General features: G+C 44.0%; 14 protein-coding genes. 11 read left to right on the forward strand and 3 right to left on the reverse strand.

From position 1 onward, the window contains the following. Positions 1–60: 60 nt before the first annotated feature. The 10 genes from H6G68_RS27935 (at position 61) to H6G68_RS22340 (ending at position 9,670) form a co-directional block, all read left to right on the forward strand. Positions 61–234 (forward strand): DUF2793 domain-containing protein, encoded by a 174-nt coding sequence (locus H6G68_RS27935; RefSeq protein WP_422596623.1) that lies wholly within the window; start codon positions 61–63, stop codon positions 232–234. Continuing rightward, positions 231–650 carry a hypothetical protein gene (locus H6G68_RS22300; RefSeq protein WP_190908607.1) on the forward strand — a complete coding sequence of 140 codons (420 nt, stop codon included), beginning with the start codon at positions 231–233 and terminating at the stop codon, positions 648–650. Before H6G68_RS27935 ends, H6G68_RS22300 begins: the two co-directional genes overlap by 4 nt. Next, on the forward strand, positions 651–1,718 hold the full coding sequence (locus H6G68_RS22305; protein WP_190908608.1) for a hypothetical protein: 1,068 nt from the start codon (positions 651–653) through the stop codon (positions 1,716–1,718). Positions 1,719–1,722: 4 nt separating this feature from the next. Next, on the forward strand, positions 1,723–3,528 hold the full coding sequence (locus H6G68_RS22310) for a hypothetical protein (RefSeq protein ID WP_190908609.1): 1,806 nt from the start codon (positions 1,723–1,725) through the stop codon (positions 3,526–3,528). Then, positions 3,528–5,132 carry a hypothetical protein gene (locus H6G68_RS22315; RefSeq protein ID WP_190908610.1) on the forward strand — a complete coding sequence of 535 codons (1,605 nt, stop codon included), beginning with the start codon at positions 3,528–3,530 and terminating at the stop codon, positions 5,130–5,132. The genes H6G68_RS22310 and H6G68_RS22315 overlap by 1 nt, the downstream gene beginning before the upstream one ends. Positions 5,133–5,137: 5 nt before the next feature. Beyond that, positions 5,138–5,995, forward strand: coding sequence for a hypothetical protein (locus tag H6G68_RS22320; RefSeq protein WP_190908611.1), 858 nt, complete (start codon positions 5,138–5,140; stop codon positions 5,993–5,995). A gap of 1 nt (position 5,996) precedes the next feature. Next, the gene (locus tag H6G68_RS22325; protein ID WP_190908612.1) at positions 5,997–6,515 is read left to right on the forward strand and encodes a hypothetical protein; all 519 of its coding nucleotides are present in this window, start codon (positions 5,997–5,999) and stop codon (positions 6,513–6,515) included. Positions 6,516–6,612: 97 nt separating this feature from the next. Further along, on the forward strand, positions 6,613–7,089 hold the full coding sequence (locus tag H6G68_RS22330; RefSeq protein ID WP_190908613.1) for a hypothetical protein: 477 nt from the start codon (positions 6,613–6,615) through the stop codon (positions 7,087–7,089). Next, a complete protein-coding gene (locus tag H6G68_RS22335) occupies positions 7,076–8,920 on the forward strand; it encodes a phage terminase large subunit family protein (RefSeq protein WP_190908614.1) in 1,845 nt (614 codons plus the stop codon). Before H6G68_RS22330 ends, H6G68_RS22335 begins: the two co-directional genes overlap by 14 nt. Before the next feature lie 189 nt (positions 8,921–9,109). Beyond that, positions 9,110–9,670 carry a hypothetical protein gene (locus H6G68_RS22340; protein WP_190908615.1) on the forward strand — a complete coding sequence of 187 codons (561 nt, stop codon included), beginning with the start codon at positions 9,110–9,112 and terminating at the stop codon, positions 9,668–9,670. A gap of 407 nt (positions 9,671–10,077) precedes the next feature. Here the strand turns inward: H6G68_RS22340 and H6G68_RS22345 are convergent, their stop codons facing one another. The 3 genes from H6G68_RS22345 to H6G68_RS22355 all read right to left on the reverse strand — a co-directional run bounded on the left by H6G68_RS22345 (position 10,078) and on the right by H6G68_RS22355 (position 12,957). Beyond that, positions 10,078–10,386: a hypothetical protein gene (locus tag H6G68_RS22345; protein WP_190908616.1), complete on the reverse strand. Its 309-nt coding sequence runs from the start codon at positions 10,384–10,386 to the stop codon at positions 10,078–10,080. A gap of 109 nt (positions 10,387–10,495) precedes the next feature. Then, the gene (locus H6G68_RS22350; RefSeq protein ID WP_190908617.1) at positions 10,496–12,781 is read right to left on the reverse strand and encodes a hypothetical protein; all 2,286 of its coding nucleotides are present in this window, start codon (positions 12,779–12,781) and stop codon (positions 10,496–10,498) included. A gap of 2 nt (positions 12,782–12,783) precedes the next feature. Continuing rightward, a complete protein-coding gene (locus tag H6G68_RS22355; protein WP_190908618.1) occupies positions 12,784–12,957 on the reverse strand; it encodes a CopG family ribbon-helix-helix protein in 174 nt (57 codons plus the stop codon). Positions 12,958–13,643: 686 nt separating this feature from the next. On the opposite strand from H6G68_RS22355, the gene H6G68_RS22360 reads away from it, so the two are divergent. Then, positions 13,644–14,165, forward strand: a complete 522-nt coding sequence (locus tag H6G68_RS22360; protein WP_190908619.1) for a hypothetical protein — start codon at positions 13,644–13,646, stop codon at positions 14,163–14,165. Positions 14,166–14,228: the final 63 nt, after the last annotated feature.

Genomic DNA, 14,228 nt, shown 5'->3' on the forward strand with positions numbered 1-14,228 from the left:
CAGTTGGTGGCGTTTTATCAAGAACTTTAACTACTCCCCCGGCTTCTCCTACAGAGGGAGATGTCTATAGTGCCATCTGGAGCAACTGGTGTTTGGGCTGGGAAAGCTACGAATGTAGCTCACTTCAGCAATGGAACTTGGCAGTTCTATGTTCCTAATACTGGCTGGCATCTATTCTCAATTCCCGATGCAAAGTTTTATCACTTCAATGGGAGTGCGTGGGTACTAGTATGATTATTCACAATTTCAGTAATACAGATATCCCCCACTCTGTCAAACACTATGGAGAGATATCTCATGTAGAGCCAACAGAGGAAGGCTACACCATTGAGCAGCAATTGGCGATGGGTAAGGTCACACAGTGGTCTCTGAAGGGTTCTGTGGCAGTTGTAGGTGACAGACAGGTCGTTAATAAGTTCATGCAGTCAGGGGTTATCTATGCCCTCGTTCTACCTGAAGAACTCACTCGCCTTATAAAAGAGAGTGAGCAATTACATGAGTTATTAGCTGTTAAGAAGGCGGAGCAGGTATCAATAGCAGCGTTAGCAGAACCAACATCTCCTGTAGAAGCAGCAGCCTCAGAGAAAGAGCCTTTACCTCCCAACACTTTTAGGAATAGTTCAATTGGCATTCTGCGGAGGTTTGCATAAATGGTAACTTTTAGTCCACAGTTTGATACCCACACCTTAGACCTGGAACTCAAGAAAGGTGAGAGCGCACAGTTTGCTGTGGCTATCTCTGACTATGACTTAGACCTGAGAGGGTGCTTGGTGTTTACAGAGATACGCCGTAGCTCTCCTGGGTACACGCAGATAGCTGGTTTTACTGGTTCTGTTAGTACATCAGGTAACACTATTACGATTAATCAATACCCTAAGACCCTTGACAAAGCCCAACTGCTTAGTCAGTTACCAGTCAGACAAGGTGATTTGATTACTTTGGAGGGCAGTGGTATTAGCGGCTCAAAGGTCGTAGCTGTTACCGACTCCCAGATAATTGCTACAGGAACAGCTACCAGAACTATTAATGAAGGTCGGTTGCTAGTGCGATCGCTCTCACTAGCCAGCTTCACTGCTATACCTTATTCCCCCGTCATCACAGTCACTGCAACTGGTACTGCTGTTGTTGGCCAGGAGACAATCAACGTTTCTGGGGTGAGTAGAGATTTAGCTTCTGGTAGCATCTTAATCTTCAATGACTCTGGAACTCCTAAGATTGCGAGGTTAACAAGGCTGGCGGTTGCTAACGACACGATCATCTATGTCAGCCCACTAGAAGTAGAAATTACTGCAGCTAGTACCGCCGATATTGGGGCTACTACGGTCATTACCACAGCAGGTGCAGCTTTAGAAGCAACATCAATCTCAATAGACAGTCTTGGTGTTCCTATACCAGCAAACAGCTTACTAAGCTTTGCCACTCGCACAGCAGACGGTTGGGTATATGTGGGCAGCGCGGCACTAACTTCTTCTGTTTTGGCAGGAGTAACGAGCCTACCAGTTTCTGCCCTTACTACGGCAATACCAGAAGATGCAATTGCTTGGTTTGGAACACTACCCTTCAACAGTTTTTATCTAGCAATAGATCCAACGGACACGCAGTTTCTGGAGTCTGGAGACTATGGCTACGACGTAGTTGTTAGACAGTCCAACAACTTCACTTTGCGGGTTATGCAAGGAAATATTAAATTAACCGACCATTGGTCAGACGGAGTATAAGAAAATGGCAGATGTAACGATAGGGCGCTCAGTACCTTTAGAACCAGGACAAAGACCAAAAGATTTGTCTCTATCAGTGGCATTAGCTAGTGACCACCCACCAGTGGCTACCTTTGATGCGTTCGCTGGCAGCACAGAAATTGATAAAGATTTACTAGGTAATCCTAGATTTGGTACACCACAGTTGCTTTTTGCATCTGTGCGTCGTTATGGCATCGATAGCAAGCTATGGGCACAACGAGTAGACTCCAACACCCAAGGTAAAATCTCGTTTGACTCTGCAAAGAGCGCGGCTAGACTGACTATTCAGAATGGTAACTTTGACCGCACTTATTCTTCTTTACAAACCAAAACTAACTTTGCTTACCAGCCAGGGCGGTCAATGGATTGCTCTTACGGTGTGCAGTGTAGTCGTGGAGCAGCAAACGATAACGTGGTTATTGAGTTTGGCGCTTTTGACAACTTTGATGGTTATGGGTTCAGAATCTTAAGAGAAGGTGGCAAAGATAAATTATTCGTCTTTCGACGCACCTCAAGTGGTGAGACAGGTGGTCTAACCCAGCGTGACAGCATCCCTTACTTAAATGGTCATAACGACCTTATGGATGCTAACGCCTATGAACAGATCATTGAGGTCGGCAACAGCACTGCCTCTGGTTATTCAGAACCTACCAATGGCAACAGGCTAGATGGCTCTCTGGATGGGGCTGTTGATGTCAACGGAAACCTAACATCGACTGGACATAAGCTTTCTTTGTTTGATGAAGATTTGTCCGCAACTAACCTAACGATGTTCCGTATCCGCTACTCTTGGTACGGTGCTTCAGGTGCGGACTTTTGGGCTTTCGTGCCTTTAGACAAAACTCCTAAACCTGGGATACCTCGTTGGGTAAGAGTACAGAGTATACCTATTGGTGATAACTTACAGTTCCCATTACTTAAGAACCCTGACAAACCTTTAACCTTCAGAATCTACAGACGTGCGGACAGCACGGGTGCAGGTACAATCCCTAGCACATCGGCGTTTTTAAGCACCTTTGGTACTTCCTTCTCTATTGATGCCGGCGATCCGAAGCCAATGGAGATTTATAGTGAAAGCTCTGGTAGCTTGACACTGAACTCTGCTAATAGCACGCCTGCCCTTGCTATACAGATCAAACCTTACATTACATCCTCAGCAGAGACTGTTACAGGAGTTTCAGCGGATACTCCTAACCAACTCAGAGCTTTCCCTCTGACACTCTCAATTAACAGCAGCAGCCCTTGTAGTTTCAGCTTAGTTAAGAATCCTGTTGTAACCGGGGCAACCTTTCCCTTACCAGTGGCTGGAGATTTGAGTGCGGTAGCTAAAGCTTCTGTGCCAGGAACGATAACCCCTAATACAGGTAAAGTTGTTTCCACCTTCTACACTGGTCAAGAAGACGGTCAAAGTATAAAGCTAGATGAGATTTTTGCCTACAACCGGGAGTATTTAGCGCGGGAGGCACAAACAACTGCAGGTGTAGCAGGAGACAGTCTCTATGTTGTGGCTAAGAGTCTCACACCAACCTTGCTAATCAACTCCATAACATCAACCGGCACGGTAGCAACCGCCACAGTAACTAATGGTCACAGCCTAAAAACAGGTAGCGTCGTGACTATCGCTGGAGCGACCCCAAGCGGCTATAACGGCACTTTTACGGTTGATGCCCTTAACGCCACTCAATTCACTTACGCCGTTGCTAGTGGTCTAGCTAGTCCTGCCACTGGTAGTATCTCTGCTGATCTGAATGTAAGGGCAAGCGCTAGTTTAGTGTGGGGGCAGCAATAATGTCCAAGATTCATCTACCAGAAGATGTAGGGGATTTGCCAAGCAAGCTTGGTGTGAAACCCTTAACTGGGAGCTTCAGCACTGCTATCTCGGAGCAGACCGCTGCTCCCACATTCCGTGTTCAAGCCCCGCAAGCTGGTGATACTGAAGTTGTAGTAGCTGACATCTCTGAAATCACTCAGGATGTGTTTGCGCTCAAGCGTAAAGTCAAAGCTGAGATGCTGTTCAGAAATACTTCCCGCTATGACATAGAACCTTCTCAATGGGGCTATGTTGCCTCCGATACAGCCGGGGGTGGGCTTGGGGAACAGTCGGTTATTTGGACTAATAGAAATAATGTTCGTGCGGTTTATCCAGGTAACGAGACTAGCATTCTGTTCTCCCCAGACAATTCAGCTATCGTATGTGAGTGTAAGCCTTTCCTCCCTGAGACTGGTGTACAACAGGCTCTGTTGTTCTCTAAGCGGGTATTCGCTCCTTCTGTAGCCGCACCCATCTTTATCACCGTAGCTGTAAAGATGTCTATTTCATCCAGCATCTATGTGATTAAAGAATGGGGTTGGTTTTCAGGTATAGCTGGCTATTTCTTCAGAATAAAAGCTGACGGGGGTGGAGATAACTTTTCTATTGTTAGGCGCTACAAGTTCGGTGGAGAGGTTATTGAGCAGGAGATACCCCGGTCTCAGTTTAATAGTGACAAACTAGATGGAACAGGGCCAAGCCGACACACCCAGAACTTTACGAATGTGGGGATGTACGGAATTGAAGTTGGGTCAGGCTGCGGCTACTCAACTCGTTTCTGGGCTTACATCATGGAAGAGTGGGTAGTAATTCACTCGTTAGATACTGTGGCTGGTGGGTCACAACTCCCTGCCATTGATGAGCAGGCGCTGCCTCTCACCTTCTTAATCACTAATAGTCGGCAGACCGCTACTAGAGAAACCTTATTCAAATACGGGACTAGCGTAACTAGTATTGGTCAGTATGCTGGTGAGACTAGCCCTAATGAGGTTAGCTCAACTAAGAAGGTAACAACTGCTAGAACTAGTGTTTTGTTGGGTATACGAAGCAAGAGTTTTATTGGAGACGTTATCAATAGCACAACGACTCTGCCTGTTCGCTTACAAGGTGTCTCTGGCAGGCGGATGTCCCTATTCCTTCTGAGAAATCCAGAGCTAGACCCTAGCCTATCATGGACGAGTTTAGGGGATGTTAGCGGGACAGAATATAACCTGTCAAGAGTGCTGCCATTTACTGGTGGGCAGGTGTTGGCGCGAGTAGATTTACCTAGTGGGCAAGGAGGCGCTTTTAACCTCAATGACATATTCAGCCTACAGAGAACCTTTAGCACTACTCGCTACTCCAATGATGCTCAAATCCCAGGGGATTCGGGTCAACAATTCCCTGTTTCTCAGGATGAGATTTGGCTTTGTGCAAGCTTCAATGAATTTACTTCAGGGATGGCAGAGGAGTCGTTACCCTGGGATACTAGCAGCGCCCTAAAAACAACGGTCAGTAGCAACGGCTCTGTCAATAACTTTATCACGTATAAAAACAGCGTACTTATTAACGTAAGCGCGAGTCTAATTATTTTGGAGATTTAAATAAAATGCCAGGTTCCCAACTAACACCTGTTCTAACTGAACCGGTAGCTCCTCTGAGATTTACTAATGTGCCAGCCGCTAGTTTCAATACGACTACCGACACAATAACTTTTAGCGAAAATCACAATTTTGTTACAGGCGGAGATTGCTGGTTTGGAGCTGGGTCAGGGACTTACCCCTTAACAAAAGGTGCGAGGTATTATGCGATTGTGACGGGCGCGACAACTATAAAACTAGCCACAAGCTACGCGAATGCGATCGCAGGAACAGCTATAGATATAGCATCTATTCCTACAAATGATACTTCTAATTTCTATAAATACTATGGGTTTAATGCCACCGCTGGTGGTGTTGGCAATGGGGGAAGTAATAGACTACCCACGCTCTACCCGGCATACTGTCAGAGTCAAGCTATCTTTAACTCGGATTTGCCTACAGAGATAGACCTTACCGTTCCAAGCTACGCCGCAGACTATAGCAAGTTCCCCGCAATTACAGTCTCCCCGCTTTCCATACTTTTGGTAGAGCAAGGCGGTACAAGATGTTGGGGAGTCTCTCACATTGAAATATCAAGTGTCTCTAACGCTGCCTTTGTACTACTGAACGGAACTTTCACATCAGGAACAGAGCCTACAACAGTAGGAACAGCCGGACTTGGGATAGGCAGAAATGGTACTGGGTATAAGATTCGGTACAAAATCACAAACACGCGAGTTATTGAGTGTTATGCAGCTGAGTTGACAGGAAACTACTCTCTAATATTCACAACCTCACAACTTGCTCCTAATGTCAGTATGAGGTTAATTATGGGCAGTACTTTCCCTTTTCTTAGAATTCAAGATTGTGTAATCAGGGCTGTTTAAAATGCAAACTTACGCTTACGCTTTACCTCAATCAGCGCCTTTCCCTTGGTCGGAAAATGATAGTTATCAAGCTCAATTAATAGCTTCCTACAGGGATGATTTTCTCTATGCCATTACTGGATTGGAATCAAGTTTCCTAGCAGATAATCCAGCAGCCACGACTTATTATGAAGCCAACTGGCAGCAGAACTCTTACCCCAATGCACCTGGGGATACACCACTAGAAAAATATCTTAATGGAGCAAGTGGAATTAGTATGAGCGACTCACCTAAATGGAATGACATTTTACCGGCTATCTCTCTAAGTCCTGTATTTGTTAAGTTTTTATCTACTAGCAATAGTAATGCTTTCAGTGCTTTGCAAACGGTGGTGAACTACAGAAACCTAGACTTATTTAAAATGTTGGCTAAAGCTGTAATAGAGGGCATCCCAGGAGGGCTAACAAAAGGAGACATCCAAGAATTAGATTCTATTCTTCTTTCTACTAACTTTCCCCCAACCTCTGACATTTTACTTTAATCTTTTACAGACTAAATAAGGGAGGGGTGGCGAGTTTGCTGCCCCTTCTTTGTCTATTATTTCCAAGTACAATAGAACTAAGTATCAGTAAAGTATTATGCAAACAGATTATATTGTGCCAGTAGAGGTTTTATCTGCGGCTATAGGAATAGATAAAAGTAGAATTTACCAACTGAAGAGAGACGGTATTTTACCAGAGCCTAAGAAAAGTGGTGAGTGGGATTTAATAAGCTGCGTCCAGAATTATCTCGCTTACAAGCTGCAATTCAACCAACAAACAAAGGATTCCTCACAGGCTGACTTGACAGCAGAAAAGACTCGTTTAACAAAAGCTCAAGCCGACGTTCAAGAGTTGTTAATAGCTGAGAAGAATGGAATTTTAATTAATGCAGATGAGGCGAAGCAAGGTTGGTCAAAGTTGGTAATGTCTTGTCGGTCAAAGTTGTTAGGATTGCCAACTCGACTAGCTTTTGAAGTGGCAGCAGAGTCTAACCCAACAGTCGTTCAGGAGTTATTAACAGCGGCTGTCTATGAGGCACTGAGCGAGTTGGGAGGAGAAGATGACTGTATCTAGCGTGCTAGACGAAGTTAGAAAGTTGTTCGCACCACCTCCAAGGTTGAAGGTAAGTGAATGGGCAGATACTTACAGGTTTTTATCACCAGAGAGTAGTGCAGAACCAGGTAGGTGGCGAACAAGCCGTGCTCCTTATCTGAAAGGTATACTTGATGCCTTCAACGAGCCAGCTGCTGAGACTGTAGTTGTGATGTGTTCTTCACAGGTTGGTAAGACAGAAACTCTTGCTAATGTAGTTGGGTATTTTTCTAGTCAAGACCCGTCGCCAATGCTATTTTTAATGCCAACTTTGGAGATGGCTGAGGCATATAGCAAAGACAGGTTAGCTCCAATGATCAGGGATAGCCCAGCTTTATTTGAGATTATGGGCGACCGTCCTCGTGGGGAGAACACGCTTCTTCATAAGCAATTTCCGGGTGGTCACGTATCCTTGGCAGGTGCTAACAGTCCGGCTTCTTTGGCTAGTAGACCTGTTAGGATTCTACTTGCTGATGAGGTAGACAGATTTCCATCTTCAGCAGGTGGTGAGGGCGACCCTGTTGGTTTAGCTAAAAAGCGTACCACTACCTTCTGGAACCGGAAGATCGGACTGGTATCCACACCCACCGTTAAAGACTCCAGCCGGATTGAGAAGGCTTTCCTAGAGTCTGATCAACGCCGTTACTTTGTGCCCTGTCCTCATTGTGGTGAGCATCAAGTATTAGTTTGGTCACAGGTTAAATGGCGACCTGAAGAGCCATCACGAGCTTGGTATGAGTGTGCCAAATGCAGCCGACCGATTGAGAACTCTGCTAAACAAAAGATGCTCAGAGAAGGTGAATGGAGAGCTACTGCGCCTTTCTCTGGTACTGCTGGCTTTCACTTAAGTGAGTTGTATTCGCCTTGGCGAAGTTTTGGTGATGTTGTTGTTGACTTCTTAAAAGCTAAGGATGACCCACAAAGATTACGAGTATGGGTCAACACTTCTCTCGGCGAAACATGGGAAGAGCAGCAAGGTCAAACACTGGACTTTGAACAGTTAGCTGCCCGCGCTGAAGATTACCCCCAATGTTTCATACCTAAAGGTGGTTTATTACTCACAGCAGGCGTTGACGTGCAGCAAGACAGACTGGCAGTAACTATCAAGGCTTGGGGTAGAGCTGAGGAGAGCTGGCTGGTTTATTGGGGTGAGCTCTTTGGTGACACATCCCAACCTGAAGTATGGACACAGTTGGATGATCTACTTTCTTTGAAGTTTGAGCATGAACTTGGCGTAGAGTTGTCAGTCAGTGTCGCTGCTATTGACAGCGGCTTCAGACCACAGAATGTCTACCAGTTCTGTAGAGCACGACACAGCTTCAAGACTCTGGCTTGTAAAGGCAGCGGCACACCTGGTAAAGCTGTACTATCCAGACCAACTCTTCAAGATGTCAACTTTAGAGGCAAGACAATCAAAGGTGGCATCAAGTTGTTCACAGTTGGTACAGATGTTGCGAAGTCACTAATCTACTCAAGATTACAGTTAGTGGAGGGTCAGCAAGGCTATATGCACTTTCCTCAAGGACTAACTGAAGATTACTATGCCCAACTAACTGCTGAGAAATGTGTCACTAAGTTCGTGCAGGGGCAGCCTACCCACCAATGGGTCAAAGTCAGAGCAAGGAACGAGGCTTTGGACTGTGAGGTGCTGAGTTATGCGTCGGCTATAGCTAATGGCTTACCAACAATGAACTGGGACAAGCTTGAACGTCAGCTATTTCCATCAACAACAGTAGAGGAAACCAAACCCAAAGTTACCAAACCCAAAGGTAGTATTAAGGACGCAGGTAGAGGCTTTGCAACCAACTGGTGATGAGAAAGTAAGACAGAGAAGGAGTTTAGGGGGTGGGGGGGTGCAAAGGTACTTAGGAAATACTGGTATAATGCGGGTCGCGTAGCCGCAAGCTATCCCTGAGTCAAAACTTTCACAAACCCATACCTACTACCATACGCTTAAGAGAATTGTACAGAAAAGCTTATACAACAAAGGATTCAGCATATTATGACTCTCAACATTCCAACGAAAATAACCCCAGGAGACACCTTAGTTTGGTTTGACGTATCTTTCGACGGCATAGACCCTTCTAGTGGCTTAACAGTTAAATTTAGCCCCACAGAGTATCTCTTAACTTACTCAATTCGTGGTGCAGTAACAGTAGATTTAGTAGCAGTGGAACAAGATGGTAGTTGGAAAACTACTTTGACAAGTGTTGCTTCATCTGAACTAACAGCTGGCAGTTACTACTGGCAAGCGCATCTGACAAATAATGTTGGCGATCGCACTACAGTTGGTCAAGGTCAGTTATTGGTTGGGGCTAACCTAGCAGCAGTAGCAACTGCCTATGACGGGCGTTCTGAGGCTAAGAAAATGCTTGACGCGGTTACTGCTGCTATTTCAGCCAGGTTAACAGGTGGAGCAGTACTTAAGTACGCCATCAAAGACCGGGACTTGGAGCGTGACCCTTTAGATAGTTTGTATGTACTAAGAGATAAACTTAAATGGGAAGTTGCCCGTGAGGAGAAGGCTGGTAAGAGCTCAATGAACTTTATTAGGTTCAGATAACAATAAAAGGAGGGCGTTAATTAATCTAATTAACACCCTTCTCATTAACTGTATTTATATATTAAAAAGACTTTGGATTCTATTAATAGGGTTTAGACGCAGGATTAAAAGTTTTGTCCACTGACAGTCTACTAGCCTTTTGGATGGGAGGTGGGCGGCTCTCCGTTCAAGTTCCATTCTCATAGTATCAGACATCATAACCCCTTCAGGGATGCGTATTTGGTTTGGTATGATCTGATAACGACAACTTTGATTCTCAAACCTCGGTTTTAGAGGGACAAGGGACGATACCACCAAGTATATTAATACGATTGCACCGAGTGTTTTATTCATTTCTAAGCTGGTAAACTATAGCAGACTAATTATCACACATTCTACTTAACTCACACGCTTCTATTTCTATATGTCTAGCGATTTATCACTACGGGTGGTACAGGGGAAGGTTTTGGTGTGTGAAGAGCTTGAAACAGCGTGTACCCTATTACAAAGCTGGCTAGTAGATTACCAAAGCAGAGTGCCATCGTTACAGAACCTCTGATGACCTCTTTCTTTGCGATCGCTCTTTTAGTTGCGAGTTCTTCTTCTTCTCTCTGCTCTTTAACTAGGTCAGTTACCTTAATAGTTGGGTCATTCCAGATTAGTTCAGCCGTTTCCCTCAATCTTGCTATGGTTTCTTCTGAAAAAACAGATTTAAATTCTTCTGGGTTGGTATTCATAAAAGTATAATAATGCTTACTAATACAATTATACACGTTTTTATAGATAGCAGGAAGCAGCCTAGAAGTTAATCTAAGCTGCGTGTTAGTCATCACGACAAACTGTTCGTTACGCTGCTACAGGTATTTTGATGTGGTGGGGAGTTGGTATTAAAATCTCTTCTACAGTCAGTCTTGCCTCGTTGTATAGGTCATACATCTCACCCCAGAAAAGCTCTGTGTTAAATACTGGCTTTCTTACTTTCTTAACTATTGCGGGCTCTGTTATGGGGCTGACAAAAGGCTTTGTTTCAAGGGAGGCGCTGATGCCGGATAATTTAGTTGCTTCTTCTTCTGCTTCCTTGGGGACAGTTCCTTCAATGACAGCACCGTCGTGAAAGTCTTGCACTGGCTTATAGCCATATTTGGGGGCTAGAGCTATTATCTGACACATAAATGCTGCCTCTGCCCCTTGCAGCAAGTGAGCCATTGCCTTGCTAACAAGCAAATCTGCTCTCATTTCTGTGATGTCAAGAGACATACCAGCAGCATTTTTTACATAAAACTTTCCAGCTATCTGATTTAACCAAGTAGGGGCTGTGGTAATGATGTCTGATTTCTTCTTTCCAACGAGAGTGAGTAACCAAGTGCTGAAGCCTTCTAGCTCCACGATAAGAGACTGACAAGCTGAGAAAAATCTCTGATAAGCAGCGAAAGCCTTTTCTCCATCATAATTAAACTCTTCAAGGAGTAGGTTGTAGTGTGCTGTGGGTGCTGGGCGCTCTAACCTTTGCTTGGAGAATGAACCATCCGGCAGCATCACATAATCTTGACCAGCCGCCTTCTGTTGTTCGTATAGTGCGATCGCTCTACCAAGTTTGATGAAGGTTTCTTTGGTATCGGTGTTAAGCGGGAGAATCTTCGTACCCATCAGAGTTGCAATTAGCAGGTCTTTCCAAGTCTGTACACTTACGCCGATCTTCTCCGAGTAAATGTATTTAGCTTTAGGCGTGTTTATGTAGTCTTTGAGGAAGGAAGCATCAAACCCTGACATCTCTAGTATTTGGATAGCACAGCGTGGTTGGGCGGCAGCCATATCATAGTTGTTATACTCTTCAATACCTGAGAATGCAGCGGCGGTTAGCTCTCTAGAAGCACTCTGGAAGCCACCGCGATGGTGGGTTAATCTACCAGATTTCTGAGCGTGATAAGCGGCTGTGTAGAATGCGTACCCATCTTTGCCGTGAATAGCCCCACCATCCAGAACCACACTGCTGAGAGCCCAATAGTCACTAATATATTGGGCACGGGCTTTCCTGTATGCCCTGCTGTTTATGCCTTGTTCGTCCCGCAATTGTTTGTATGTGGTTACTTTCTGTCTTAGAAACTGCAGGCAGGCTCTGAGATTGAACTTTGTTTTCTGATATCCTTTGATGCGTGCGACTACATTTGGTGGGAGCTTATTTCCATTTTCATCAGTAAGTTTTGACTTTTCAGCAGCTCTTACATTCTTGCCTTTCATAAGGTCAAATCTGTCAATCTCACCAAGCTCTAGACCAAGAAGTTGCGCGTCCACATAAGCATCAAGAATGTCTGGGTTAACCCTGTAATAAAGACACTTCTTTTTAGCCTCTGAGTAAACACCATCTGTCTCAATCAACTTTGCGTCTAGCAGCTTTTGCTTCAGGCAGCCAAGGAACGCATCACGAATGAACCTTGAATCAATAGGTATCCAACCCTCTGCCTCAGTAACTACGCGACCAGAGGAGCGCAAAACGTGGATGAATAACTCCTTTGTTTTTTTATTAAAGCCGACCATGATGTCTTCTAGAAACTTTCTGCAAGTTGGCGTGACTATAAAGGTTGTGCATTTTTTAGCCGTTCCTTGGTAGTTCCAGGTCTTTTGAGTCTCAATTTCTATTTCACTAGCTGTCTTCTTCCTAGCAGGTGGTCGAGCCGGGATTGGTTCTAACTCAATAGCAATATTTGTTTCTTCTACCTGTGCTGGGGTAACAATCTCCGATGTCACTAGTTCTTTGCTGGGTGCGGCTTTAGCTAGTGTTTCGGCTTTGGGTTGGATGTCAATTTCTGCTATACTTGGAGTATAAGGATCAACCACTGCAGCCGCGATACCTTGAGCCTTTTTAAGTAGCAATTCCAATCGCTCGATTAGGTCATCATTATCCGAAATGCCGTCTGTTGATTTCCTGAAAGAAGCTTGAGACTCCTCGGTGACGCGGGGGGTCTCTTTTGATTTGTTCATCTCGGACTCATGAACTTGTTGAGGTTGGTGTGGCAGGACGCAGAAGAAGAGACTGTAGTATTTGTCAATATCTGGTACTCCCTCTTGGGATAGATATTCTTGGTTCAGCTTTCTTTCCGCTGCTGATAGTTTAAATGTGGTTGAAGTTTTCATGGTTAGTATCCTTTGCTGATGAGGTATTCTTCTACTGCTTTACGAACTATGTAGCCCGCGCTTCTTTCTTCTTTCTCTGCCATCTCTGCCAACCTAGCTCGTAGTTCCGGGGGGCATACAAAAGCAAAGTGGTTTTTGTATTCTCTCTTTGGTTTGGTTTTCTCTTCAGTGCCCATAACTCTTTTTTTTACTGGTATACTACCATTGTAACCATGTTGCCAACAGTTGACAACAATCCTGCCTACTATATTATACATATTTCTTATAAATAAGCAGACAATGAGTGATTAAACTTATATAAAATAGAGAAGCCAACAAGTAAGCCTTGTTCTAGCTTATATGTCAGTAGAGGTAAGTGCAAGTATTACCTTCAAGCAACTGAAGACAAATAATCTCACTAGTGGTATTTTATTACCCCTTCTAGGTCGGTTAGAGAAAGTCTATAAGGTTGAAACGGTGAGTCCTTCCAGTTATTCTGCCCGCTTCAGCGGCTCTTTAATATATAATATATAGTTTTCTTTAGTTTATAAACCCTTTGTGGTGGGTTTGTGTTCGTCTTTGTGTTGTTTGGTTTTGGTTCTTGTGGTTTCTTTTCTTTGTGTGGTTGGCTTTGTTGGCTCTTTCTCCCTCTCATGTACCTTGTAAAGCAATACTCTCTAACCTATACCCAGCAAAGGTTTCAGGCGATATCGGTTTTCCTAGCGTAATTCTTAGCTCTATTCTCTATTCTTTTTTCTCGGCTTTAGCTGTGTAAGATCACATCGCTGGTGTGCTGTATTCACTCACGAAGTAATAGTCCTCTGTGGTAGCCTATTGTAACTTCCCAGCCATCTGACTAGAATATCCAGTAAACAAGACACAAATGCAACACACAAAACCGGCTAGAAAAATCCTTGTTATCGGTGGCTCCTCTTATAACAAAAATACGCCTGAGAAAATTGGACAAGCACTAATACATAGTAATTTTATGGATGAGTGGGCGGTAATTATCGCAATTCATAAATTCTTAAGGTTAAATGACAGAGACGAAACTAAGACTGTGGAGAAGATAATAAAGCATAGAGAGCAAGAGCTTTCTCTACCCAATATTTCCTTTATCACTAAGCCAGGACAAACTATAGTAGAAACTGGAAATATTTATGTACTACCACATTCCCTACCTTATCCTCTAACTGTTAAAGTAGATAAACCATTTGTTAATCCAAAACAGAAAAATCTTACTTGTGATCAAAAGTTTCGTCTCCAAACGCCAAGTATTGATGGATACTTGGAGACAAGCTTCATAGATGATAATGACCAATTAAAAATTCATGCCGAAGGTTCAATCAATTCTGAAGAATTAGACATCTCCGAAAAAGAATTAAATTATGGTATAAGAATATAAAAGTGTATTTTTTGGTAAGACGTTATGGGCAGTATATTTGAATATATTCAGAGCAATCCTCAC

Source organism: Anabaena catenula FACHB-362 (assembly GCF_014698735.1).
In the GTDB taxonomy this organism is placed as follows: Bacteria; Cyanobacteriota; Cyanobacteriia; order Cyanobacteriales; family Nostocaceae; genus Anabaena; species Anabaena variabilis_A.